Annotated in this window: 32 protein-coding genes; 3 read left to right on the plus strand and 29 right to left on the minus strand. The window is 55.4% G+C overall.

Going from position 1 to position 23,608, the window contains the following annotated elements; genetic code table 11:
- Window positions 1–85: 85 nt before the first annotated feature.
- On the plus strand, window positions 86–1,171 hold the full coding sequence (locus tag FIU93_RS22305) for a tyrosine-type recombinase/integrase (RefSeq protein WP_152506781.1): 1,086 nt from the start codon (window positions 86–88) through the stop codon (window positions 1,169–1,171).
- Between the two features lie 21 nt (window positions 1,172–1,192).
- On the opposite strand, the gene FIU93_RS22310 is transcribed toward FIU93_RS22305, so the two are convergent.
- Together FIU93_RS22310 and FIU93_RS22315 are read right to left on the minus strand one after the other, a co-directional pair.
- Entirely contained in the window at window positions 1,193–1,405 is a 213-nt protein-coding gene (locus FIU93_RS22310) for a hypothetical protein (protein WP_152506782.1), read from the minus strand.
- 107 nt (window positions 1,406–1,512) lie between these two features.
- On the minus strand, window positions 1,513–1,770 hold the full coding sequence (locus FIU93_RS22315) for a hypothetical protein (RefSeq protein WP_152506783.1): 258 nt from the start codon (window positions 1,768–1,770) through the stop codon (window positions 1,513–1,515).
- Between the two features lie 51 nt (window positions 1,771–1,821).
- Between FIU93_RS22315 and FIU93_RS22320 the strand changes: the two genes are divergently transcribed.
- The gene (locus FIU93_RS22320; RefSeq protein ID WP_152506784.1) at window positions 1,822–2,136 is read left to right on the plus strand and encodes a hypothetical protein; all 315 of its coding nucleotides are present in this window, start codon (window positions 1,822–1,824) and stop codon (window positions 2,134–2,136) included.
- Between the two features lie 8 nt (window positions 2,137–2,144).
- On the opposite strand, the gene FIU93_RS22325 is transcribed toward FIU93_RS22320, so the two are convergent.
- The 10 genes from FIU93_RS22325 to FIU93_RS22370 all read right to left on the minus strand — a co-directional run bounded on the left by FIU93_RS22325 (window position 2,145) and on the right by FIU93_RS22370 (window position 7,942).
- Window positions 2,145–2,792 carry a hypothetical protein gene (locus FIU93_RS22325; RefSeq protein ID WP_152506785.1) on the minus strand — a complete coding sequence of 216 codons (648 nt, stop codon included), beginning with the start codon at window positions 2,790–2,792 and terminating at the stop codon, window positions 2,145–2,147.
- A 24-nt stretch (window positions 2,793–2,816) separates the two neighbouring features.
- Window positions 2,817–3,410, minus strand: a complete 594-nt coding sequence (locus tag FIU93_RS22330) for a hypothetical protein (RefSeq protein ID WP_152506786.1) — start codon at window positions 3,408–3,410, stop codon at window positions 2,817–2,819.
- Between the two features lie 29 nt (window positions 3,411–3,439).
- Window positions 3,440–3,730, minus strand: coding sequence for a hypothetical protein (locus FIU93_RS22335; protein ID WP_152506787.1), 291 nt, complete (start codon window positions 3,728–3,730; stop codon window positions 3,440–3,442).
- Window positions 3,727–3,975, minus strand: a complete 249-nt coding sequence (locus tag FIU93_RS22340) for a hypothetical protein (protein ID WP_152506788.1) — start codon at window positions 3,973–3,975, stop codon at window positions 3,727–3,729. Before FIU93_RS22340 ends, FIU93_RS22335 begins: the two co-directional genes overlap by 4 nt.
- A complete protein-coding gene (locus tag FIU93_RS22345; RefSeq protein WP_152506789.1) occupies window positions 3,966–5,189 on the minus strand; it encodes an oxidoreductase in 1,224 nt (407 codons plus the stop codon). Before FIU93_RS22345 ends, FIU93_RS22340 begins: the two co-directional genes overlap by 10 nt.
- Window positions 5,186–5,389 (minus strand): hypothetical protein, encoded by a 204-nt coding sequence (locus tag FIU93_RS22350; RefSeq protein ID WP_152506790.1) that lies wholly within the window; start codon window positions 5,387–5,389, stop codon window positions 5,186–5,188. Before FIU93_RS22350 ends, FIU93_RS22345 begins: the two co-directional genes overlap by 4 nt.
- A 52-nt stretch (window positions 5,390–5,441) precedes the next feature.
- Window positions 5,442–6,197: a S1 family peptidase gene (locus FIU93_RS22355; RefSeq protein WP_173017381.1), complete on the minus strand. Its 756-nt coding sequence runs from the start codon at window positions 6,195–6,197 to the stop codon at window positions 5,442–5,444.
- Between the two features lie 136 nt (window positions 6,198–6,333).
- On the minus strand, window positions 6,334–6,657 hold the full coding sequence (locus FIU93_RS22360) for a hypothetical protein (protein WP_152506792.1): 324 nt from the start codon (window positions 6,655–6,657) through the stop codon (window positions 6,334–6,336).
- A complete protein-coding gene (locus FIU93_RS22365) occupies window positions 6,654–7,061 on the minus strand; it encodes a hypothetical protein (RefSeq protein ID WP_152506793.1) in 408 nt (135 codons plus the stop codon). The genes FIU93_RS22360 and FIU93_RS22365 overlap by 4 nt, the downstream gene beginning before the upstream one ends.
- On the minus strand, window positions 7,058–7,942 hold the full coding sequence (locus FIU93_RS22370; RefSeq protein ID WP_152506794.1) for a peptidoglycan-binding protein: 885 nt from the start codon (window positions 7,940–7,942) through the stop codon (window positions 7,058–7,060). Before FIU93_RS22370 ends, FIU93_RS22365 begins: the two co-directional genes overlap by 4 nt.
- A 208-nt stretch (window positions 7,943–8,150) precedes the next feature.
- On the opposite strand from FIU93_RS22370, the gene FIU93_RS22375 reads away from it, so the two are divergent.
- Window positions 8,151–9,116 (plus strand): hypothetical protein, encoded by a 966-nt coding sequence (locus tag FIU93_RS22375; RefSeq protein ID WP_152506795.1) that lies wholly within the window; start codon window positions 8,151–8,153, stop codon window positions 9,114–9,116.
- On the opposite strand, the gene FIU93_RS22380 is transcribed toward FIU93_RS22375, so the two are convergent.
- The 17 genes from FIU93_RS22380 to FIU93_RS22455 all read right to left on the minus strand — a co-directional run bounded on the left by FIU93_RS22380 (window position 9,055) and on the right by FIU93_RS22455 (window position 23,548).
- Window positions 9,055–9,393 carry a hypothetical protein gene (locus FIU93_RS22380; protein WP_152506796.1) on the minus strand — a complete coding sequence of 113 codons (339 nt, stop codon included), beginning with the start codon at window positions 9,391–9,393 and terminating at the stop codon, window positions 9,055–9,057. The genes FIU93_RS22375 and FIU93_RS22380 overlap by 62 nt on opposite strands.
- 17 nt (window positions 9,394–9,410) lie before the next feature.
- Entirely contained in the window at window positions 9,411–12,014 is a 2,604-nt protein-coding gene (locus FIU93_RS22385) for a peptidase G2 autoproteolytic cleavage domain-containing protein (protein ID WP_152506797.1), read from the minus strand.
- 72 nt (window positions 12,015–12,086) lie between these two features.
- Window positions 12,087–14,189 carry a fibronectin type III domain-containing protein gene (locus tag FIU93_RS22390; RefSeq protein ID WP_152506798.1) on the minus strand — a complete coding sequence of 701 codons (2,103 nt, stop codon included), beginning with the start codon at window positions 14,187–14,189 and terminating at the stop codon, window positions 12,087–12,089.
- 2 nt (window positions 14,190–14,191) lie between these two features.
- Window positions 14,192–14,584 carry a hypothetical protein gene (locus tag FIU93_RS22395; protein ID WP_152506799.1) on the minus strand — a complete coding sequence of 131 codons (393 nt, stop codon included), beginning with the start codon at window positions 14,582–14,584 and terminating at the stop codon, window positions 14,192–14,194.
- Between the two features lie 16 nt (window positions 14,585–14,600).
- On the minus strand, window positions 14,601–15,188 hold the full coding sequence (locus FIU93_RS22400) for a hypothetical protein (RefSeq protein WP_152506800.1): 588 nt from the start codon (window positions 15,186–15,188) through the stop codon (window positions 14,601–14,603).
- Window positions 15,189–15,201: 13 nt separating this feature from the next.
- Window positions 15,202–15,876: a hypothetical protein gene (locus FIU93_RS22405; protein WP_152506801.1), complete on the minus strand. Its 675-nt coding sequence runs from the start codon at window positions 15,874–15,876 to the stop codon at window positions 15,202–15,204.
- Window positions 15,876–18,101 (minus strand): tape measure protein, encoded by a 2,226-nt coding sequence (locus FIU93_RS22410; protein WP_152506802.1) that lies wholly within the window; start codon window positions 18,099–18,101, stop codon window positions 15,876–15,878. Before FIU93_RS22410 ends, FIU93_RS22405 begins: the two co-directional genes overlap by 1 nt.
- A gap of 310 nt (window positions 18,102–18,411) precedes the next feature.
- Window positions 18,412–18,573, minus strand: coding sequence for a hypothetical protein (locus FIU93_RS31480; RefSeq protein ID WP_173017232.1), 162 nt, complete (start codon window positions 18,571–18,573; stop codon window positions 18,412–18,414).
- A gap of 56 nt (window positions 18,574–18,629) precedes the next feature.
- Entirely contained in the window at window positions 18,630–18,986 is a 357-nt protein-coding gene (locus tag FIU93_RS22415; protein ID WP_152506803.1) for a gene transfer agent family protein, read from the minus strand.
- Window positions 18,987–18,992: 6 nt separating this feature from the next.
- Window positions 18,993–19,430: a phage tail tube protein gene (locus FIU93_RS22420; RefSeq protein WP_152506804.1), complete on the minus strand. Its 438-nt coding sequence runs from the start codon at window positions 19,428–19,430 to the stop codon at window positions 18,993–18,995.
- A 934-nt stretch (window positions 19,431–20,364) separates the two neighbouring features.
- On the minus strand, window positions 20,365–20,790 hold the full coding sequence (locus tag FIU93_RS22425) for a DUF3168 domain-containing protein (RefSeq protein WP_152506805.1): 426 nt from the start codon (window positions 20,788–20,790) through the stop codon (window positions 20,365–20,367).
- Window positions 20,783–21,280 carry an HK97 gp10 family phage protein gene (locus FIU93_RS22430; RefSeq protein WP_152506806.1) on the minus strand — a complete coding sequence of 166 codons (498 nt, stop codon included), beginning with the start codon at window positions 21,278–21,280 and terminating at the stop codon, window positions 20,783–20,785. The genes FIU93_RS22425 and FIU93_RS22430 overlap by 8 nt, the downstream gene beginning before the upstream one ends.
- Window positions 21,277–21,624, minus strand: coding sequence for a head-tail adaptor protein (locus FIU93_RS22435; RefSeq protein WP_152506807.1), 348 nt, complete (start codon window positions 21,622–21,624; stop codon window positions 21,277–21,279). Before FIU93_RS22435 ends, FIU93_RS22430 begins: the two co-directional genes overlap by 4 nt.
- 155 nt (window positions 21,625–21,779) lie before the next feature.
- Window positions 21,780–22,283 (minus strand): hypothetical protein, encoded by a 504-nt coding sequence (locus FIU93_RS22440; protein WP_152506808.1) that lies wholly within the window; start codon window positions 22,281–22,283, stop codon window positions 21,780–21,782.
- Between the two features lie 24 nt (window positions 22,284–22,307).
- Window positions 22,308–22,880, minus strand: coding sequence for a head-tail connector protein (locus tag FIU93_RS22445; RefSeq protein ID WP_152506809.1), 573 nt, complete (start codon window positions 22,878–22,880; stop codon window positions 22,308–22,310).
- A gap of 15 nt (window positions 22,881–22,895) precedes the next feature.
- Window positions 22,896–23,138: a hypothetical protein gene (locus tag FIU93_RS22450; RefSeq protein ID WP_152506810.1), complete on the minus strand. Its 243-nt coding sequence runs from the start codon at window positions 23,136–23,138 to the stop codon at window positions 22,896–22,898.
- Window positions 23,138–23,548 carry a hypothetical protein gene (locus FIU93_RS22455; protein WP_152506811.1) on the minus strand — a complete coding sequence of 137 codons (411 nt, stop codon included), beginning with the start codon at window positions 23,546–23,548 and terminating at the stop codon, window positions 23,138–23,140. The genes FIU93_RS22450 and FIU93_RS22455 overlap by 1 nt, the downstream gene beginning before the upstream one ends.
- Window positions 23,549–23,608 lie beyond the last annotated feature (60 nt).

Consider the following 23,608-nt stretch of genomic DNA (forward strand, 5'->3'; position numbering starts at 1 on the left):
TTCTCAGCCATTTATGATCGTTTTGACATTCTCGGTGCTACATTGTAGCACTGAAGCACATTTTTGTAGCACCGGGATACACCACATGGGGACGATCACTGCCCGCAAGGGCAAGAACGGCAAGCGGTATACCGCGCAGATCAGGATTAAACGAGACGGCAAAATTGTCCATACGGAGTCGCTGACCCGTGGCGTTCGAAAAGATGTCTCGGATTGGATGAAGCGCCGCGAGCTCGAACTGGCTCAGCCAGGTGCTCTGGACGCGCTGAAGAAAAAACCAGAGGATAAGACGTTGGCGGACGCGATCGACCAATACCTCGAGTCTCACAAGAAGGGCATCGGCCGAACCAAAAATCAGGTACTTAGGACTACCAAGGAATACCCACTTGCCGACAAGCTCTGTCAGGAGATTACCAGCCACGACGTGGTGAGCTTTGCGGAGACGCTGAGCGGCAAGCGCGGACTTCAGGCCGCAACCATCACCAGCTACCTCTCGCACCTCTCAGAGGTCTTCTCTGTGGCCGGAGACGCGTGGGGCTTCGCACTTGACGACGCGGAATTCGCGAAAGCCAGAAAGGCATTGAAGCGAATTGGTCTGATGGGGAAAGGAAAGGCTCGCACGAGGAGGCCGTCGCTCGACGAGCTTGACCGCATCCTGACCGGTTTCGCGAGAGCCGAGGAGATCTATCCCGACAGCATGCCGATGACAAAGATTGTGGTCTTCGCGATATTCTCAACTCGCAGGCAGGAGGAGATCACGCGGATTGTGCGGGCGGACTTTGAAGAGAAGCATGAGCGGATCATGGTTCGCGACATGAAGCACCCAGGGAAAAAGGACGGCAACGATACCTGGTGCGACCTAACGCCAGAAGCCATCCGCGTCTTGAATAGCCAGCCGCAGGAGTTCGAGCTCTTTTTTCCATACAATCACCGCACCGTAAGCTCGCGCTTTACGAGGATGTGTCGGTTTCTGGAAATCGAAGATTTGCATTTTCACGATCTGCGGCACGAGGGTATAAGCCGGTTGTTCGAGATCGGCTACACCATCCCGAGAGCGGCAAGCGTCAGTGGTCACAGATCGTGGAGCTCGCTTCAGAGGTACAGCCACATCAGGCAGACCGGCGACAAGTACAAAGGCTGGAAGTGGCTGGATATCGTCTGCGGATCATAAGGGCGGGTTATGACGGGCGGGTCATGGGGAGTTGGGGGCTCCCGATGAGTCACGTTTGTTTTCTGCGTCGTTCAATGCCCGAGCGAGAAACTCAGCATTGCGTTTATCCTGTGCGTCATCTGCTGTGATGGCGATGAACGCGAACGGTTTGCCGTTGGCCTGCTCTACTTTGTAGGACGTGAAATCATCGACGTAATGCGACTGACTCACGACAAAAGGTCCACGCTTTTCCACGGCCTCGGCTCCGCAATATCTGCATTGCATTTCACCATTAGGGCCATGCGGGGTGTAATCGCACCCTGCCCCACTTGCTGCGCATTCCATCATTGTTCCACCTCTTGTCACAGATTGTTTCGGCCGAGATAAACCGTGGAGTGCACCACGTCGCAGTCATAAACAATATTGAAACCGTGCTCTCGGATCGCACGGCTCAAAACCATGTAGCAGCCTGGCGGCCCACCCCTTGTCGGATAATTCCAGGCGTTGGGATAATGCTCTTTTGGAAATACGACACGAGCCAGATCGTAATACAGCATGAAGCCGCCATTGCTCTTTAGAGCGGCTACAATCCTGTCTTTGATTTTCGCTTGTTTTGCCATGCCCGCTTCCTCTATGTTGCATCAGCCTTCACCCGATACGGGAATTACAAAATGAGAACCCCAGAACAAATCCGCTCCGAAATGCTTCAGCTCGAGCAGGAGCTGCGCGAGGCAGAGGAGCAGGAACGCAAGCAGGCAATGGCCGGAAACGCCATCAAGGCAACAGCCCTACTCTCTGCCATGCGGACGGCCTACAAAGAGCTGTCGGACATGTTTCCGGACACGTTCGAAAGCGACAAGTGGGCCGCCATTACTCCGCAAGCCTGGCCTCGCGACAACAAATTCAAGCGCCTTGCCGATCTGTCTGAAACGCAGGTTCACGAGGCCAGAGAGCGCGGCAAGGCTGCTGTCGATAAGCTGCTATAGCGGATAGACTACAGCAAGCGATACACGGCGCTCTCAACCTGCGACAAGAGCGACTCAACCGACCTTGCACTGATAGTGAGATCGGCGACGATTGCGGCTTGTGCCTCGTCACTTTCAAAGCCGGCCGGGCCTTCGTGGTCTGGCCGTTCAAGGCGGATTACAACCCCGCCACACTCGCGGAAATAATCGACCTCGTAGACGATGGACTCGCAGACGATCCTGGCCTGCGGATGGAAGCGACGAGCGCGATCGATCTCCATGCCGAGCGTCCACGGCACGCCCATCTCGACACCCATGAACTTTCCGAAGCGTTCAAGGAAATGCCGCGGCGCCACCTCACCTGGAAGGAAGTGTGATGGCACGTCTTTCAAGTCGCCGTAGACCATACGATTGGCGAGACTGTAGTCACCCGTCAGGTAGCCGAAATACTCGTATGCCGCAGCCCTCCCGCCACCGAAAGCATGGATCGAGCTGAAGCGGTAGTTTTCGACCAGATGACGAGCCGCTGTCGATTTTCCGACGTTACGCTTGCCGGTGAAGCCGATCAGAGGTGGATGCGTCGTCTTTGCATCTCCTGTGGTGGCCGGCAGACTTGTGAACGGCTGGTCAAGCGCAGCCGATGCCATAGCGATGGCAAACCTTTCATCGCAGTACATTCAGTTCCTTTCTGTGGTGGTGACTTATAGGGACAACATCAGGGCAAGCCTGTTGTGCAGCATCAGGAACTCCTGCTCGGCGTATTCCGGATGCCAGAATTGCAGGTCGATTTCGAGCGCCGGTCCCGGCTCGTAATCCCATTCCATGTAGACCATGTTTTGCGCGCGCTCGTCGCTAAGGATGCGGTCGTCTGCTTCCTTCACGACTGTCGGCACGTATTGCGGCATACCCAGGTAATCCCAGACGCACGCCTGCACCGCCTTTTCCAGAGCGGAATACCCGCGAAGCCATGGCTTCACCGGCCGCGGCACATCTGCGAGGTACGCCTCGCTGTCGTCGTGATGGAGACCGTAGAAAGCCTTCACCGGGTCGTGATTATTGAGTAGCCAATTGCCGACATGAACCGCGTGCTCAGCAACGCTGTAATAGCGCTTGCAGTGACCGTTGTATCTGCACTGCATCGACAGGCTGTGGGCCACATCTTCCAGGTGAATCTCATCAGACCGTGGATCCAGAGGCCAGAACTTCCGGCCGGAAAAGGTCTGCATGTAATCCCCGGCCCGCTCTGGTGTAAGCGGGCCGAAGGTCTCCATGATATGGTCGTCTGCGAGTTCCATGTGGTGCCTTTCTGTGGTGGAGTTGGTGGTTAACAAACCTCGTTGAAATACTGGTTGAGCAGGGCGTTCGTGAATGGCGGCGCGGCCTTCATCAGATCAGCTATTTCGGTTTCCTCACCGCCTGCGATGATCCGCAGATCTTCGACAGACTGCGCGGCAAGCCACGCATCGATCTCGGTCAAATAGCCATTGTCAGCGCGCTCAAGGAACGCCCGACACTCTTGGCGCATCTTCTTTTCCGAGCGCATACGGTTGATGCCGCCGTTGTCATAGGCGATCTCGACACAGGCTTTTTCGATCCCTGGAAATCGGCATTTCATAGTCTGGGGGTACCCCTCATCAGTACGCCGTCGAGCCAGCCGCGGTAGGCCGGCAGCATCACTTTTGACCATTCCGCGTGCATCAGCCTCACCTGCTTCCATCCAGCATCAGCGCCAACGAACAGCCCGCTTGCCAGAATTGAAAACCAGGCAAGGGGCGTCAGGATCAGAAACATTGGCGAGAAGAGCAGCATTGCCAGGCTGCGCAAGAGCTTGTTGCGCACGTTCCACGGACTCAGGCGCATGTCGACGCCCCCTGCATGACACGTGCCGCGGACAGGGTAACGCGACCATCCTCGCCGAAACGTTTGTGATACGTGATGACTTTGGCGGATCTTCCGGAAAGCCAATTTGATCCATATGCGTCTGGAGCGGCGAGCGTTTCATGCTGCTCCACCTTCATCAAGTCGGTTGTCTTGAGCTCGTCCGCATGTTTGTGACCAGTGTGGGCGTAACTGATGCTTGTGCGCCCATAAATCTCGCGGTATTTCCCCACCAGGATGGAGTCAACGTTCTTGACGCCGCGGCGATGGCCATGGTGGTAAAACAGAGAGACGTCGCCATGCTCAATGACTGAATAAGTCCCAGGGTTTGTGTCAACCCGAACGCGTGGTTCGTCATCGTAAAACGCTGCCATCATTTCCCGCAGCCAAACCTCGCCAGCGGGATCGTGGTTGGCATCACACATGATGACGTCAAGCCGCTTGTGTTTTTCCAGCAGCATGTGAATGACCGTGCGCACGATCCGAATCGCGGCCCGCACCATCTTCGGGTAACGGCTATCACTGTCCAGGTGATGGCCATGCTCAGGCGTCAAGCTCCTGAATGAATCGTAATGCAGGAAGTCACCTAGCTGCGCGAACACGGCACGCTCAGCAGGCGGTGACTGTGCAATAGCAGCGGCGAACCATCGTAGAATTAGTTGCTCACCGATCCGTAGGTCATAATCTCCCGACCCGGTCTCCTCGCCCCACGCCAAGGCGCCGAGGTGGTGATCCGTGATCGTGTACTGATTCAGCAAATCAGACAGCGTGTGAGCCGGCGCATCGATAGCTGGTGCTCGCGGAATCTCTTCCTTGAACGCTTCCACCGCGGCGCGCATCGCGTTCGCCTGTTGCTCTTTGCTGGGCTCAACAATATCCCATCGAGCAATGGTGCGCCCCTGCCCATCCGACAGGTTGGAGATGCGCTTTGGCAGGAATCCGTCAGGCAGCTCGAAAACCGGCCCTTTTTTCTGCTTCTGCTGTACATAGTCACCCCGAGGAGTGTTTGACACCTTGGTAATTTCGAACCCTGGCATGACAGGGGACGTTCCAAGCATCCCCTTCCGCGCTGCCCTCTGAAGGCATTCCTGCAACGCTGTCTTGCCGATGCCGAGTTCTTGCGCTGCCGCGCGGTACGACCCGTGCTTCAAATAAGCCGCGTGCCGTGCCTCAAGCTCTTCCTTCGAAATCTTCATGCAGCTTCCTTCGGCTTTGCTGGGTCGCGGATCACGACATATGCGACGATGTCGCTGGCCTGCTGTTTGTGATCCCACTCGAAAATCTTGGCAGCGACTGGAACGGTGACGTACCCATTCCGGAGCTTCACGCTCACAACTGCCGTCCAGTGCAGCGGGCAGTCTCCCCCGCCCCACTCAATCCAATTTGTTTCGTTCACATCTCGCTCCGAAAAGGCCGCCACACTCTTGGAACGGCGTGGCGGCAGGCTTTCAGGGTTGGAAGACTTCTTCGATCTTGAAGTCGATTGCCTTCGGTGCCGCGGTTTTCAGGAAGTCGCGGATCTTCTTTGCCGGGGTGTAAAAGCCCATGTACGGCGCGCCCCTGATGCCGGCCGTAGTAACGCCGATGAGCTCATATTTTCCATCGGGCCGCTTGTGATAAAGGGCGCCGCCGCTGTTGCCGCCGATGATGTCGGGCGTCGCGCGGTAGTATTCCGTGTCTTCGTTTCGCTCGGGGAAGTTGATCGAGTCGTAGGACGAGAACAGGCCTTCCGTGATCGTGAGGCCGAGCCCCATTGGGTAGCCAACGGTGTAGACACGGTCTCCCATCTCGATCGAGATTTTCTCGCCGGGCAGCGTTGCCACCGTGTCGAAATAGGTTTCCTTGTCGATGAGCTCGACGACGGCCAGGTCAGCGCTGAAAGATTTGGTCTTGTATTTGGCGACGTAGCTCTCGCGCTTGACCACGCGGTTTTCCTGGTAGACAGGAATGTCGACCGTCATGTTCCTGCTTTCGGAACCCTTGACACAGTGTGCCGCGGTCAGGATGTATGTGTCGACGTCGCCGGTCTTCTTGTCCCGGTCGGAGTAGATCAGGGTGCCGCTGCAATTTCCGTTCAGCTGAACCGTAACGCCGAGCATCTCCTCCTGCCAGGCAGCATCGGCCGCGACTGCCACTGATGACTGTGTGATTGTGGCCGCGAACGCCAGAAACAGCGCGCCGCGGACAAGCGCAAAGAAACGCATGCCTTTTCCTTTCTGTGGTGGATATCTGGGTTGGTGGCCCAGCATGCGTTAATTTCATATACCAATTCTACAAATTTGTCAAGTCAAACAAAAATAGACCCCGCCACGTTTCCGCAGCGGGGTGCTTACTTTATTGCTAATCTGGTTTTCGCTCGTGGAGGGAATCGAGCCGCGAAGTCAGGTGTCTGAAATCATCTCGAAGGCCGCCAACGGCCTTCAGGATTTCGTCTCGCGTTTCCTTGAGTCCCTGCTTCGAGACGTAGTTTTCGGCGATGTGAAGCTTGTGAGCCGCTAGCTCGCCGTGCGTTAGGCGGGCCAGCTCCGCAGCGGAGTCGGCCTTCAACTCAGCGTCCTTGCGGGCCGTGGTGATCTTTGCGTCAACATATTTCCACACGCCGAACATAGCCCCAAAAAGTGCCAAAATGACCCCAACAAATGGAATGATCTCAGCGCCGGTCAACCGCGCCTCCAAGCAAAGATGGACAGCGCTTTCGAAACCAGGCTGGACGTCGTCTGCAGGCCAGCGCCAGTAAGGCCGGAGTAGAAGAGGCTGTTGAAGATCTGATCCGCCCACGGCTTGATTGTCATCGGCAGGTTTGAAACCCCCCAGCCGAAATTGAATGTGGTGTCCAGCATCACCGCACACCACCAGCCGCCGAGCGGAACTGCAAACATCGACCAGACGACCCAGAACATAAAGAACGACATCTGCATTCTTTGCGTCGTCGACTGCTCCCTGAGCCAGTTGTTGGCGAGCTCGGCTTTCGTCTTGAATCGCTCCGTGTCGTTGTCGAAGTAGTGATCCACGGTGTCGAAAATCCGACTCAGCGGGTTCTTTCCCAGCAGCAGGCTAAAGAAGTTCATTCGACCTCTTTCCCCCTGAACGTGTTCCACCGACGCTGGATGACATCACGGTAGCGCCAGGCGAAATAGCCGGCCGCAGCCACTACGGCGACCGCTGCGACGGATACGATGAGCCACACAGGCACGCCGAGAGCCGTTGCGGTTGTCGTCACACCGACAGCAGAACCTCCACCCTTGGTGATCGCGTCTTTGACGGCGCCGGCATCCCGGCGAAGCTGGGCAAGTGTTGCCGGGCCAAGAATGCCGTCATTGGTGAGATGCGGGTGCGACTTCTGATATTCCAGAATGGCGGCCTTAGTGTTGCGACCCATCCAGCCATCGATCGCGCCAGGATTGAAGCCACGAGCCGTCAGAAGCTCTTGAGCCTCTTTGACGACAGGATCCGGCTGCCTGCCCGGAGCGTCCGATTCAATGCGCTGAACACCCTCCCCTGCGCCATCCGGATACACGCCGCGGAAGATCAGATCAGCTTCAGCTTTGCGGCGATTCACAAGGCCTTTGATTTTCCGGCCGCCAGACTTCACCCAGAGCATCAGCGATGCCTCTGCCTTGGCCCAGGACTGATCGCGATACCGCTTTACCCAGGTGGCGTCGTGGATCCGGCCCGTGTTGAAGTCGAAGGACACGGCACCGTCAAAGGCATGCTGACGTACGAAAATCCTTTCGGCCTCGACTCGCTTTTCGAATTTGCGAAGATCCTCCGCAAAAATGGCCATTGCCTCTTCGCGTGTGATCTTCATTCCCGGCTTCGGCACGAGGCCACCAGCTGCGGCAGTGTGCCCAACGCCGATCGTCCAGACGCCTTTGACATCCGGATAAGCGCGCAGCACAACGCCCTCGTGGGCAGCGATTGCCTCGCCGCCACGTGCGCTTGTTTTCATGAGATTCTTTCTGTGGTGGAGTTGGTGGTTAGGATGTGGTTGTTGACGGATTAGAAATCTCGGCGCAGCGCTATGGCCGTCACCGTCTTACGAACGGCAGCGTTGAACATGGATCACCTTTTCCGGCCTTTGCGCCGATTGTCTGGTTGCTAGGTTGTAAAATCCAAGATAGACGTGTCTTGACATTCACGTTTAACGAGCGTTGAGAATGATTAAAAATGCAGTGTTCCATCTTGGTGCACACAAGACCGCAACTAGTTCTATTCAGCAGTCATTGAGGCAATCCGGGCTCCGCCAAAAAGGCGTCCTTGTGATTGCAAAGGGGGCGGCAAATAAAGGGCGCGACCTATACAAGGAGATGGTTAATCCGCTCATTCGAAACAGCTACACGGCGCAAGATATAGAAGCCCTCTCCTCTGCCGTGGTTGACGTGATCACCGCACTGTCAAAGCGACACCGTTGCGACAGCGTTATTTTGTCGGATGAAAACCTAGGTGGACCAATGCCGGGATTGTCACCATTGTTCTATGACGATGGTCCACGCATCCTGTCCTCCATTCTCGACAAGCTGAAGCCGGAAGCATTCACCGTATTTTTGACCTGCCGGAAGCAAGATGACTTTCTATGTTCCTGCTATCGACAGCTCTATCATCTCGGAAAGCCCCAACTCCTTGAGGAATTTTTAGAGTCTTTCCACCCTGGGCGAGCTGACTGGAACGCAATTGCTGACAAATACGTTTCCGCAATCGGCCGAGACGGCTTTCGGCTGTTACCATATGAGGCCGCAACCGGTTCATTTGTGCCATTCTTTCAGGATCAGCTTTGCAGGATCGGGATTGACGTAAAGCTTGCCGACAAGCACGCGAACATTTCAGTAGACCATCAGAAAGTCGCGAAACAGCTACTGGCGAAGGACGGTCTAAGCCAGGAAGAGGCACGCAGCATTGCCATGTTGGCGCAACCCACCAGCCGGCAGAGTGGATTTCCGCCGATCATTGCCCGCGCGATTATGGGGCCACTAGAGGCGGGAAACAGAAGACTTTTCAGAAAGCACCTTAGAGAGTATCGCGGCCATAAGCTTGGGTACTACCAAGCAAACAATCTAGATTTGATCAAGGCGTTTCGTCTTCCGGCTTTTCCGATCGAAGAGAGCAATATCTTGAATTATAAATAAAATTTTCAACTTCCTTATTAGTAGTCACAGTCATCTCTTCACAATTAGCAACGATGACGACAGACTCGCCGGAGAGTATTTTGTCGACCAAATGACCAAGACCAAAAGTTTCAGCGGGTATCGGATTAGCCTCCAATTTGAACTTTCTTGAAGGCTGCGCCTGCGGCATAGGCTCGCCAAGAACGATGGCGCGGCACCCAGGATTTTTTATTGTTCTAGGCAGCCCATCAGCGACCGTTAAGACGTTATAGGGATTGCGACAGATCGTTCTAGACATGACTACCCATCCCAGACTTATCGCACAAAACAGAACGCCACCGCATAACCCTTTTTCGGGTCGAACGGCTGGCGAATTTCCATGCAGAGCACGTTGGTTTCCGCATCCGACTTGGTTCCTACACCATCAGCAAAAGGTTTGACGTATTCCCCGACAGCGACTGTCTCATCAACGCGCACATGGATCTGGCCGAGCAAGCCGACGCAAGTCCACTCTTCGGGCCGGTCAGACCGGCGCACGTTTTCAATCGACGGATCATAATCCGGATTTTCACGCTGGATCTTGACCAACGGAGCCGGTACCGGGTTCGGGACAAGCGGTGCGGGCTCAGGGTTCGGAATGAAGGGCGACGAGGCAACGAGCTTGCGAAGCTCGACAATTTCGCCTTTGTCGTTCTTGACCTGCACCTCATCAAAGACAGGGTGGTTCGGATTCGGCACACTGCGCGGCCAATCCGGGTCTGGCACCTTTTCCGGCCAATCCGGGTCTGGCACTTCATCATAGAGCTCTTCACCGAACTCTCCAGTCAGGAAGCGGCCCGCCCAGGTAAACGGCGTGTCGCCTGCGACAACCAGAGCCGTTGCCGAAACAACGCCAAGAACTCTGTCCCCGTCACGTGCAGGGCGCACCTTGCGGCCATTCAGCGCGACCAGCGAACCGAGCAGGATGACACCATGCTCAAGGTTCTCGAAATATTCCGCATAGTCCGTGAAGGTGTGCGAGCCGTTGAACGCACCTGCCGCGTAGACTTGGCCGTTCGGATAGGCATGCCATTTCATGTTGGCGGTCGAAGCCCCACCTGCGCCGCTATCGCCAAGACCAATTGACCGCGTCACATTATTAATCGTGCGCCGACCCGCAACAACAGCACCGTCAGCCGTCGCATTACAGGTATTTGCCGCGAGTGCGACCGAGAAAGTCCCTGTTGCAGTTGATGCACTTGCGGCTATTGCTGCGGCAAAATCACCGCTGACAGTGCTGTCTGCGGCTGCAAGCGCACCTGACACATCGCCAGTAACATCTGTATTGTCGGTTCCGAGTGAACCTGAAGCCGTACCAGTGACTGTTGAGCCATTGATGTTGGCTATATTGGCAGAGAAATCGCCCGTGCCGTTGTCAACGCAAGCATCTACGGTGTCCGAATAACCGCTCCCACCATTGGTGACAGTGACAGTCAGAATAGCCCCGCTGCCGTCAACTGTCGCAACTTCAGCTGTCGCCCCCGTACCGGGGCCGGCCCGATCAAAGATCGTGATGTCATCCCCAACCTGGAAGCCCCAACTCATGTCATTTGCATTTGGAGCGATGGCCGTGATGACGCCGCTCGAAACGGTGACGTCAAGAAGATCGCCGCCTCCGCGACCGACAGAACCGCCAGCACTTGCCGCCAGAAACGCAAAACGGCCACTCACAAAACCATATCGAGCTGAAACAGAAGAGCAGCGTTCGTTGCTCAGGAGAGTAAACTGGCTGCTATATGCGCCGCCGCCAAAACCGCCAACGACCCAACATTCTTCGGACCCGAGCGCAACCGACTGCGGTACATCAAGCTTGCACTGCCGTGCTGCCCCGCCGAAATACACGTTTCCACGGCCGCTAGAATAGGTCGAAGCCGCAAAAACACCACGCGTGAATGTGGTGTAACAATTGGTTGAAGCAATCAGCGCCAACAGGTCGTCCGTACTCGCACCGCTCTCTGTCGGAATGGGAAGCACACCGCCACCATACGCCGTCAAGTTCTGCGGCGTTCCGGACAGCTCAGCCGCTGTTATGATGGATTTTTCGAACCTGTCTTCTACGCGCTCCGGCGTCATCACCTTATCTGACGCAGTCCCCGCTTTCGCTTCAGCTTCGGAGGCAATGTCGTTGGTCCAGGACACCGAACTAGCGTCGAAAATTTCCAACCAATCGCCAGACCCACCGGAAACAGGATCATCGCCCGTCGCGGATGCGACCTTCAACTGATACCACTTGTCATCTGAACCGGTAACGATCTGCCCCTCTGCGTAGGTGGTCCCGTTGTCGTACGCACCTTGATGATCAAACTGCGCACCCTCTGCCGAGCTGACAAGCTGTCGCCATTCCGAACCGGAGCGGAAAAGCAGAGTGCCAACGCCATCGATAATGTCGCCGATAGCAACATCCGCCCCAGACGCAGACTTGATGTTTTCTGCGCTGCCGCCATCGATAGCAATGGTTACCGTTGTGCTTGTGTTAGTTCCTGGCGGATCAGGCAGAATAAGGATCTGCACCTCAGACGGATCGACGCCGGTTTCCGTATCGGCCGTGATAGCGTTTGCTGTGCCACCAATATTGGTCAGCACTGCAGCAGTATCTGGAAAGCTGCGAAGCTTGCTCCAGGAGCCGCTCAGCGACTGATAGATGCCGTTATTCGTTCCTGTCGAATCCGCAACGACCCAGGCCATCTGGTTATCTGTGGCACCGGTATTAGCGTCGAGCTGAGCCTTCGTGCTATAAATCAGCGCGCCGAGAGATGCGCCAGTAGCGAGCTGATTGAGAAGTGCGCGAATGTTTGCCTTTTTGGGCTTGTAGCTTCCAGACGACGAAACACCGTCGACGTTGTAATCCCGAAATTCGGTATTTGGAGTGAGTACTGCCATGTAATTTCCAAAAAAAAGGGGCGGCCGAAGCCACCCCTGTGTTGGTCAATGTGTTTCGTTTTCTGGTCCGGCCTACGTCACAGTCACAGACCCGCTTTCAACTGGAGGATCACTCTCGACTCCACTGAAGTTCGCTGCTGTGAAATAGTAGTAGTAACTGCCGGCCGATAGGCTTCCATCCGTGTGAGTGTACGCCGTGGACGGGGAGCCGTAGAACGGGCTGCTTCCAATCTCTGTCGCAGTGCTGAAGTTGTCTGTCGTGTTGCGATAGATGTGAACACGAGAGAAGTTTGCGCTGTTTGGCGTTGTCCATCCGAGATTAGCAGACCCGACACTATCGACAGCGCTAACGGAAGTTGGATCGCCAGGTGGCGTCTCGTCAGCTGTTGCGGTAACGGTAATGCTTGATGTCCAAGCACCTTGACGACCAGTTAACGTGATATACCGCGCCTGAAATTCGTATTCGACGCCGTCATCCATAATGAACCCGTCAACGCTCGTGGCACCATCTGGAACAGTTATCGATGTCCAGTTCGTGTCTGCGGTCTTCTTTCCACGAAGCTCCGTCACCAAAGCATCGCCTGGATCATCAAAGTCAAGGACAGGGTATGGAACCGTAACCCCACCGACAACACGGTTATCGACCGTTACGTCAAAGCCAGCGACGGCAGGAATTGTATTGTCGACGACTGCCTCATCAACGACTGGAGCGTCACCTTCCTCCTGATCTTCGTCCCAGGTGTAAGCCACGGCACTCATGGCGCGAAGCGTCAGCGTGACGCTTTTCAGGATACCGTTGTCACCGATATTAAACTCGAAATTGTCAGTTTCGAACGCGCCCTGAATTCGAGTATTTCCAACGGTGTAATCAACCGCAACGAATTGCTCCTGGAACGCTTCCATAGCCTTGAGGCGGCACGTTACCGTGATGCTCCAAAGCGGATTCAGTCGGTAATACTGGATCTTGAGTAGTCGCCTAGCCTGACTGTGGGAAGGCGTCCAAACAAGCGGGTAGTCCTCTGGAATTTCACCGCGGGCCGCCACACTCGTTGCGTCGATCCACGCATCTATGTCTGTAAGCTGATAGTCCTGATCTTTGGAAAGCCATTTGCCAGTCAGCTTGTTCGCGACATCGGCGACGTTGTTCCCGCGCCTCAGCTTTGAAAAGCCAGTGATCACGGTGTTGTCGAGCAACACGGTTGGCTCGTAGTATTCACCAATAGCGATTGACATGCCGCCATCACGTGTCAGAATTGGACGTGCGTCACAATTCTTGAGCATGGCGTCAAGAACGCTGCCAGGCGTCTCCGATAGCTTATACGCCCCCCAAAGACGATAGCGCTTCTCTGTCCCGCCTGCTTTCAGGTCGATATCGTCGTCGCATCTATTCCAAGCCGTTAGCCACGCAGCGGATGCGAGTGTTGTATCAAGCACCTCTGACGGGATCCGCATCCCGTTCTCGCTTTCCATGAAGTGCTTGATCACACCTGCTGCATTGTCTGACCATTCCGTCACGCCAGTCGAGATGTTGGTCACCTTGGTGAACTTTCCCTCGATGCGATAAAGAGTGTTGATGCCATTCGGGAACGTGTCGTAATACGACGATTGGCCGACCGGGAACTGAGTGGCGTAAAGCGAAACAACTCCCAGACCCTTATGGCTGGAGGTCCACTCCGAAAACGCAGAGGCAAGATTGGTGTAATACGTCTCTGTGCCGTCTCCGTATCTCAGCTCGACTCGTGCCTTGGAGTTGTAAGGCGAGCTCGTCACAATGCCGCTTCCGTTGCGGGTGACGGTATTGTCGTCGATCTTGACACTCAAGAGCTGAACCAGCGGACCTTGGCAAATCGCCAGAAGCTTGTGAAACGAACCCTGTTTCGTTTCCGCGAACACCCAGTTTCCACTGGCCTGATATTGACCATAAAACACCTGACGGTCAGCCGCGGAGGCTCTTAGGGATTGCTGAACATCTGTCGGGTTGGAGGCGGAGGCCGGAACTTCCTGAGAGAACAGCGCGTTCGCTAGAAACGAAGCCCCGAATGCCAAGCCGATGCTGACAGCTGCTCCAAAAATCGAACCGGCAATACCAACGCCGGCAACTGTGTTCACAATAGCGAGGGGGGCGCCGAGGCTGAAAAGCAGCCCGGCGATAGGTACAGCAATAACTTGAGGCACTATTACAACCCTCGAGGTTCAATTCGCCATGCGACGATCGTTGCGCCTACGTCTGCGCCGATGAAACCATCTGCATCGCGGGAAAACCATTGCGACCCGTCAAAGACAGCCACACAAACTTTTCCGTGTGTGTAGATAAGGCCGACGTCGTTTTCCTCTGGCTCGGAGGTGCGCTTAAACCCGCAGGAGCGCATAACTTCCTTTACGGCCCTTATCAGACCGCCCGGCTGAGCCATCCACTGCTCCGCTAGATCAACGGAGTTATAACCTCGGCCGAACTCTGCGAGCGGCGAGCGCCCGATAACCTCTTGAACACGTCTGTCGGCCATCGCTGCACAACTCGCATTCTCCCACGAAAATGGAATCTGCATCTCGCGTTCGATGAAGTCGGCCATGCCGCTCTGCTGCATATCAATAGTCCGGATAGGTAAATGTCTTGAAGACAACCGGCGCCACGAACTGGAAAAACTTGTCGCCTGGGTGCCTGATTTGTTGATCGCGATCAGTGAACCGGCCGCCGACAGGTTTTGTGCGGTTGAAAAACACGTTTTCAGCAGCAACTTCGATCGTGCGTACCTTCTGTGAGTCGCCGTCGAATTCGATTTCTGTTTCCGTGATCTCTGGCGGCTGCATGAATCCGAAAAACACACAAGGCGCCGCAGCGACGGGTTGCCATTCGTCATCGAAGAACTGCAGGTAAATTCGCATCAAGCGATCTTGCACTTCGCCAGCATCCTCAAGGGCAAGGCCGATCGCCGTGTCTGTGACGCCACTCAGGGAGACGGTCACCTTGTCGGATCTCGTTGCATTCTCGAACGACAAGCCGTCCACGCGGCCGGCGCCGAAGAGAGGCTTATACTCCACGCCATTGACGGTTAACTCGTCGAAACCGTTCCAGACGCCCATCGTTTCATCGTCGAAATTCAACTCGACGAGCAATGCAACGCGGATGGGTTGAGACGAAAGCGCCTCAACCTCATCAGACGTAAAAAATGCCATTCTTCCTGACTCTCTACGCGGAAAGGTCTTCCACGAATTCGACGGTTCGAACCGACAGGCGTCCAGACTTCAACGGCAGCTCCATCTGCCGATCATCCTTCAGCCGCATACGGCAAACAGGATCCGAAAAATTGAGCTCATCACCAGAAATTACGGCTTCTCGCAGAGGCGGCCGGAACGTGATTTCCGCGAACTCTTCACTTGAGTAGCTCACCGATTTCACCTCATACAATCGCTCGAAAAAAGAAAAGACATGACCAGGTTCGATCGTGTCGCCGTAGTGAATGGTAATGTTTGCTGTCGTCGCGCGCTTCGCCAGCGCTGTGTCGGTTGTCACCAACATGGTGGCGCCGACATACCCCGTGTCATCGTCGAACAATGCATCATCATCGTGCGCGACCTGATCGTAAGCGCCAGAAACAACTGGCAACGGCTGATAGCTGCGACAGTAGGGCACCACAATCGGAGCCCCCCTGCCCTGCAGCTGAGCTTTCAAGCCACGCCAGGCTCGCACCGTCGCCTCACCCCTGATCGGTATGTCAGCGAGAGTGCACCTCCAAAACCCGGAGTCCCCCTCGACCACATCGGAAATTGACGTGCCGGAGATCGGGCCGCTCAAGGAAACCGGCGTGAAGTCGAACATCGGCTCTTGCGAGATCAGCAATTGCCGCGGCCAGTACAAAGCCATCAACCATTCCTCTTCTTCGCATTCGCCAACAGACTTGGCATTGATTTATCGACGGCCTTCACGCTCGATTGCACCGCGACTTGAACGATGGATCCGGATCTGGTGCGGATCTGCTGATCAGCAATCTCTGCCATCCTGCCGCTGTCGTCTTGAAGGATAATGCGAACAACATCATTCGACGCAGAACTACCGCTGAAAGACGGAATGGACGGAGCCCCAACGGCCCCACCATTTGCATAACCGCGGAGCCTCTTGCGCATCGCGTCGAGTGCCCCAGGGCCGCCAGCCGCTCTGACCGAGTCCTGGTCGAAGACGTACTCGCCCTTGTGAACCACGCCGGCCGGCTGATACTTCCCGCCAGGGCCTGTATAGCCGCCCTTGTCGAATGCGCCGAACAGCCCGCCAAGCAGGCTGGTGAAAATCCCACCAATGCCCCCGCCACCCTTGCCGGGCATCGGGAACGCAGCGTTAATTGCGATATCGATCAGTTTGTCGCTGATCTTTGTCAGCGCATTGGAAAAGATCTCCGCAGCGTCTTTGCCGTCACGAAAGCCGCGGATAATGTCGCCGGCCAACTCTCGCTGCAGGCCGACCATTTCTTCGGCGCGCTCGCGGATTTTATCCTGACTCTCTGCGAGCTTGTTGGACTCTTGCACCGCGGCAGCGTATGCCGTGGATAGCCCTTCAACCTGCGCGGCAAGTTGTGGCGTAATTTCCAGACCGTTGCGCTTTGCATCGGCCAAAAGTTGCTGCGCTGTACTGGCCTTGGTAACCGAAAATCCAAAGTCGTCGATTAGCGGGTTGAGCCCACGCTGCGCCTCTGTTTCAGCCTTTAGAGCTTCCGTGCGCTCCCTGATTTGCGCGATATCATCAGCGAACTTGGCACCGCCGCTCTTCTTGCCACCACCACCGCGGCCACCAGACTTAGCGGGCGGAGTGAAATCATCAAGAGAAACCGTCTTTGCCGCCTTCCGACTCGGGCCGTTTCTCGCAGGCGGGCCGTATGAAAGCGGAGTATCTCCAAGGCTCGGATTCGGCAATGTGGCTGGAATGTCAGCCGCCTCTGCTCGAAGCGCGGCGAGCGCGCCACGAACCTCGTTTAGACGGGCGATCGCTTCAGTGTTATCGAAGCCAAGATTGGTATTTTTCTCAATCGTGGCCTGCAGAAGCTCGACTTCGCGTTCCAGGCCAGAAATCTTGGTTTCGGCTTCCGAAACATCCGGATTTACCGCATTCCCTTCTTCATCCAGAAGGCCAAGCGCTCTGTTCAGGTCTTCGAAAACCGACGCGTTGCCGATATTGGTGAAGAATGTTTCGAACTCGGCATTCGCTTTGGACAGCTTGTCAATTAGTCCGGAAACATCAAAATTATTGATTGCCTTAGCGGCAAAATTCACACCGTCAGCGAAATTCTTGCTTGCACCAGTGCTGTTGTTGAACTCCCGAGCTGAGTCAATGAGAGCGGTTTGAAGATTTCCGAGCGCCTGAGCTACTGTAAACTGAGCGTTTGCCACCTTCTCCGCAAGTGTGGGAGCCCCTGCTTCGAATGCCCTGAAAAACGCCTCTGACGACACCTTGCCGTCAACAACCAGCTGACGAAGCTTGGCTACAGAACCACCAGCCTCCTCCAGTCCGCGCGCAGCAGCTTGTGCAATCGGCAACGCGCCTTCAAGGATGCTGTTGAATTCTTCTGCGCGAACAACGCCTGAACCGAGAGCCTGACCCAACTGCAACAAAGCGCCAGACGACTCGGCCGCAGATTTACCAGACACACGAAGCGCAACAGCTACGTTGTTCGTAAATCCAAGCAGCTCTTGGCTGCTAACTCCGAGTTCCTTTTGAACTAGCGCGGCCTTACCGTAAACCTCAACCAGGGCCTCTAAAGGTGCAGCATTTTCGATTGCCGCGTCTCGCAGCTTCCCGTAAACCTTCTCGAGCTCGATACCGGAAAGTCCGGCAACCTTGAGCGAGTTATCAATTCTGGTCGCGGCGTCTGAAAGGTCTTTCAGACCACGCACGGAAAGCGCTGCGCCGATCGCCAGAGCCCAACCGCGGGCAGCGGAGCCAATGCTGGCTCCGATCCGCTTGTTCATGGCAGCAAACCGACTTTCAATGCGTCTCGTTGCCGTATTGGTGATGCCTCTGGCTTTATCCAGCCCCTTCTGATACTTGCGTACATCCGCGCTAAGCTGGACAACCAACCGCTCGAGATCTGTTGCGGCCATTATGTTTTTGCCCTACAATATATCGTTATGAAAAAACCGTTTTGGCCGCGCTTGTGGCAATGACGACGTTCAGCGCTTACGCGAACGAAATAGACGACGCCATGAAGCGTGTCGGGCCAGCTTATATGTGCGGCCCGGAATACGAATACCGTGCATCTCTAAGCGATCTGAAATCAGCCCTGCTAGACGCTGGAGTGCCTGAATCTCTAGCCGTGTACGCCGTCACCGGGATATCCGAATGGATCGTCAAGGAACACTCGGCAAATAGAAAGACGATGACGGCAGAAGATTGTAACCGTGTCTACGATCGCTAGGCGTCACCACGCTCCTTCATCCAAGCGAAAATTTCATCAGCCTCTTTGTCAGAAAGCCTGCTCTGATCATCTGGAGAGTTGGCCCTTATGTAGCCATCCAGCGCCGCCATGTATTGCCACATGGACATCTGATTGACCTGCTGCGGCGTGAACCCCATAACCACGCCCGTTCCGTAAATCGCGGAGACACGAAATTTGCCGTTCGGAAGGGAGTCTAGGGGTTCTCCGTCTCGTCTTCCGTTTCGGGCTCCCCCGGCTGCTCATCCTCCGCACCGAGCAGGCCCGCTGACAGAATTCCGATGGCGTGCAAAAGGTTCTCAACCGGAGGTCTTGCTTCAACATATTGGCGCACCAGCCGCAAAGCTTTTACTGGCTCGAGGCCGCCTCCGATCAGGCCCAGCCTGATAACGTTGGAAATATCCTCAACCAGCCATGTACTGTTCTGCATGCGGTTCAAAATGACATACGGCCCGGCGTCACATTTTTCCTGGAGCTCGACCAACTCACCCCAACCAAGGCGGAATGTGTAATCATCATCCGCCCAGGTTAGATCAATTTTTGCGTCGCGCATTCCGGATTACGCAGTGACTCTGGTCAGTTCGCCATCGCTCTGCATTTCGATGGCCATTGTGACGCGGCCACCCTGCTCCGCTGACGGATTGAGCGAGGACACGTGCATGTATCCTGTCCAGGTCGTGGTTGTGCCGCCCGTGAATTCAATCTCGATCTTGACCGGCGTGGAAGATGTGCTCTCCCATGCGTCAAGCCAGGTGGTCAGGGATTCCGAGGCGACAACGCCTTCGCCGGAGACGGAGGCAGACTTTGATGTCGCGTCGCGGCCAATCCATGCAACCGCGTCGGGGTCGTCGCAATCCGGGATGAGAACGTCAGCAAGTTCCTTGCTGAGAGTCAGTGATTTCTGAGTGAAGCCACATGGACTGGTGTAAACAATCGGGTCGCTATCGTCGCCGAGCTTGATGAGAAATTTGCCAAAGCGGGTCGTTGAAGCTTGCATTGCTCTTGATAAACCTCATAAAAAAACCCGCCAACTGGCGGGTTGCTGTAGTTCTGGTGATTTGTGCTCTAAAGCAATGTTAGAACTTTATTGCTCTTTTTAATGTTGTCGACGGCCCATAGCGGCCTGAGATTTGTTATCGCCCAACAATGCTTGAACTCTTCGTCTTCATGACTTTCAAACGTAAACTTTGATCTCGGAATAATGTGGTCGATATGCCAATCTCCCATATTATCCCACGTCATCCCCGGCAAAAACTGTTTCTCAAGGTGACGATAAAGATCTTCTAGGGAATATGGAACAATACTAAGCCACGACTTCCCCTGCTTGCCACCCTTAAGTCCGGACCTTACAAGCTGGCTCATCCTGTGATGCAGCCTTTTGCATGGGTCCGCGTGACGCTTGACCGCAGCGCGAGCGGCCCGCGCTCTTGTTAGTTCCCTTCGTCGTGGATCGGACTTGTCTTTCTCTCTTCTTTCCCGACTCCACTTTTTGACGAGTTCGGGATTATTCCTTTTGTATTCCTTGTGAATCTCATCACGGGCGGATTTTTGGCAAGAGTCGCAACGCTTTTGAGCCTGCGCCAGATATACAATCTGTGTGCCGCAATCCTGACACGGCACTGTGTCGCCAATTTTCTTTGCGCCCTTTAGCCGAGTTTTCTCGTGGTATCGTTGCAGTTCCATTGCTCTGCGGCATTTCTCACTGCAATACTTGTTCCCGCCCTGCCTAGCGGGGAATTCAGAATCGCAGACGACACACTTTATTGTATCGCCAGCTATAACTTTTCCGCCCGCCCTACGAAGAGCAATCGCACATTCAGAGCACCGCAATTGACGGCCACCAGTCCGCTCACACTCGCGGCCACACGATTTACAAATCAATTTTCGACCCCTAACGATTTATTTCGCAGGTAGTCTGTTTTACAAATTTGTCAATCACCTAGTTCGACCGTGGCTATAAATGTCATGATTGCGCGGTTCGTGGCGCCATCCGATTCACGCCTGAAACGGGTGATCCTGTGCTGGATGTTTGCGAGCGCATTGTCCGTGAGGGAAAATTCAGCGTCGTGCAGAAGTTTCTTGATGATGCTCGCGATCTTCTTGACCTGAGCGCTGCCGTATGCCTCACCGCTGCCACGCGAATAAACGTCGATCTGAAAAGTGATCTCGTCCGCGTAAACGCAATCGGCGTCGTCGGGTGTGTTGTCGGATGGGCCAAATGCCACATACGGAAACGTGCTGAAATTGTCTGGCACACGATCAAAGAAACGATTTGCGCAATACCCTGCGAAACTCGCGTCTGCCTTGACCCGCGCCATAACTGCGAGTTCAAGTTCGTATTCTGAGCTTTCAGCCACTCGCGGCAACCTCTTTTGCGGCCTTGTTTATCGACCGCGTAATTCTCGATTTTGTACGCTTGCGCAGTGCCCGATAGGACACAAAGAAGAATGGTGATGCCGGGATTGCCGGGATCGTAGCGCCTTTGAACTTTCCGCCAGCCGTATGCGAAGGTGTTCCGAATTCGACCCAGGCCGCGTAAAACGCCTCCTTGCTGCCGGCGTAGATTGTGAGCGTTAAATCCTGCCCCGCGCCGACACCCTGAACCGTTGCGATAACCACAGAGCCTTCCGGCGCCTTGCTCCCCCATCGCCAATCGATCGAATCGCGCAGCGTTCCTGGTGAGTTTCCGTGCGAGCCGCTAGAGCTTACCGGGACCAGATTTTTCATCATGGCCACGATTTCATCAGCGCCCTTAGCCATTGCCTCCCGGATACGCTTCTTGGCAACCACCGGCATCAGCGCGAGTTTGCGCTCGAGTCTTTTTAATCCAAGAATTTTCGCCGTCATTCGGCCGTCCCTTCTTGAATCAGAATTTCGAGAAACGCGTTCTTGCTGGTGTCGTCAGTGGCTGGCGCGATCACGGCAAAGGTTCGGTCGTTGTTTCGCGCGTCTACGGCCCGCCAGGCGGTCGTAATATCGCGTGCCTTCGCGCTACTCCGGATCTTGGCGATGTAGGGCTGCTGTCCCTGCAGTCTGGCCGCCTGGACGGGCTCAGATCCTCGCAGCGGCCGAAGCTCTGCGGCAGCTGTAACCCTCGTCTCGAATTCCCCGGCAATCATATTGCCGAAGCCATCGTCTTGCAGCGAGCGCTCCTGAAACCACAGGAGAACACGCTTATTGCCTGCACTCATCCTTTGGTTTCCCGGTCTTGACTGCCTTGCCGGCGCCCACTGCTCGAGTCGCGCACGCGCGGGTGACAAACTTCGTCATCCCCGCGCGGTATGCGATCGTTACTTCTGATTTTGGGCGCCAGTCGAAGTCATGAGTGAACCGCACCCAAGGCAAGTTAAGCGGACCTTGCGAGCACGATTATGGTGTATGTGACTGCGGTTCCGGAGGAGCTGTTGGCAACTTTCAGATCGTCAGTCGAGCCGGCGCCTACGGTGAACTGGCCAGCCGCATTCGGAGCGAACAGCACAAAGACGCCGCCAGGCTTTACCGACACTGTCGGGTTCGTGCCGCCAAGCAACGGAACCGGCGCAGTCGCGTCACCCAGAACAACGTCGTTGGTGTTGCCCGCATCGGCCGTAACCATGACGCCGACCACCTCGGCCGCGGCAAGCGTGTCGCCAAATGCCGTGGTGAGCTCGCCCGCGAGATCGAGGTCTTCACTGCCGGATGCGGCAATGGTTCGCGTGTCGGCCCAGACAAGGTCGGCCTTGTTGGCCGTTGTGCCGTCCGTGAACTGAAGAACCTTCTCAAGCTCGGGGACGTAACGCTGTGCAGCGAGATCATTTGAACCGGTTTCGGTGGCCTTGAACTTCACACGAAGTTCGGACGTAAGAGACATTGAAAATCCTTTGTGATGCCGCGGTTAACCCGGCCAGTTTCGATATGGCATGAGAAGACGATCGATGGCCTGAGGAACGACGTAGACCTTCTTTTCGGAAACGTCTTCACGGTTATCGAAAAGAGTTCCGATCATCAATTTTGCCGCGTGTTTGACAGGCGCTGGAACAACATCGTAACCACTCGTGAAGCGGATCCTCACCGAGGCCGGCTCACCATTCGTGTCGGGCCAGTCCTCATCGATCGCCGGCAGGATATAGCCGCCGCGAAACTTCACTTCAGCGTCGAACGTGCGGAACGTCAGAAGCTCCGTTTCAACATCCGTGTCTGGCGTGTAGTAGACGTTGTCGACCGTCTTTAGCGGCGGTCGCGGGATCCGCAAAAGACCGCAAGGGAAAGTGCAAGCGGTATATTCCCAAACCTGCTCAACCACAGAAATTCCGAGCCATCCCTGCTCGCCACAAAAGTTTTCGGTCACTACGGCCAGGAGGGCGTCGATATAGTCGTCTTCATCGTCGTGATAGACGCGAAGATGCTCTTTCGCCTCATCCCTGGTCAGTAGATTTCCCGAATCCATCGAAATGAGGCGAAGACTCATCTGACGCCTCCATCGTTATTTGTCGGCTGATTTCGGGCGCCCGCGTCGCGGTTTAGGCTCTTCCTGGCTTTGTTCGGCCGGCTCTTGCTCTGGCGTCTTTTGCTCGATTTTCTTCCCGCTGTCCGCGGCTTCAATCAAGCCTTCCTTCTCCAGGCCTGGGGCGCAATCATGAAAGTCGGCCTCATCACCGACTTTCATCATGATTGCTTCAATCCCATTTTTGGCATACGGGAAGGGTTTCTTAACCCTGTGCAGCATTAGGCAACCGCGGCGAGCGCCGGATGACCCTTGACCGCAACAGCGCTGAGCGTGCCGCCTGAGGTCGTGCTGGCGGAAGTGATGTTCAAACGAACGTATCGCTTCGTGCCACTGTACCCGATTTTCTTCACTGCATTGTCATCAGCGGCTGCAAAGGTGGCTGCGGCGATGGTGCCAAGCAGATCTGCGGCGACAACGGCAGAGCCGTCAGAGAGGTCATCTTCGTCGCCTTCGGTGATGGAAGGCGTATAGGTGCCGTCCGTCAGGGTTTCGGATTTGATGAGAAACTCGACGCTCTCGTAATCGCGAGTATCGATGATTTCACCATTCGTCGTGGTGTCGGAACTGATCGCGGTGGAATCCAGTGCATTCTCGGCCGCAATGTTGTTATGAAGATCGCGTACAGCCATGGCTGCTAAAAACCTCGTTTCTTGAAAAGAAAAGAGCCGCTATTCAGCGGCTCTGATTGT

This window comes from Labrenzia sp. THAF35, from assembly GCF_009363595.1.
In the GTDB taxonomy this organism is placed as follows: domain Bacteria; phylum Pseudomonadota; class Alphaproteobacteria; order Rhizobiales; family Stappiaceae; genus Roseibium; species Roseibium algicola.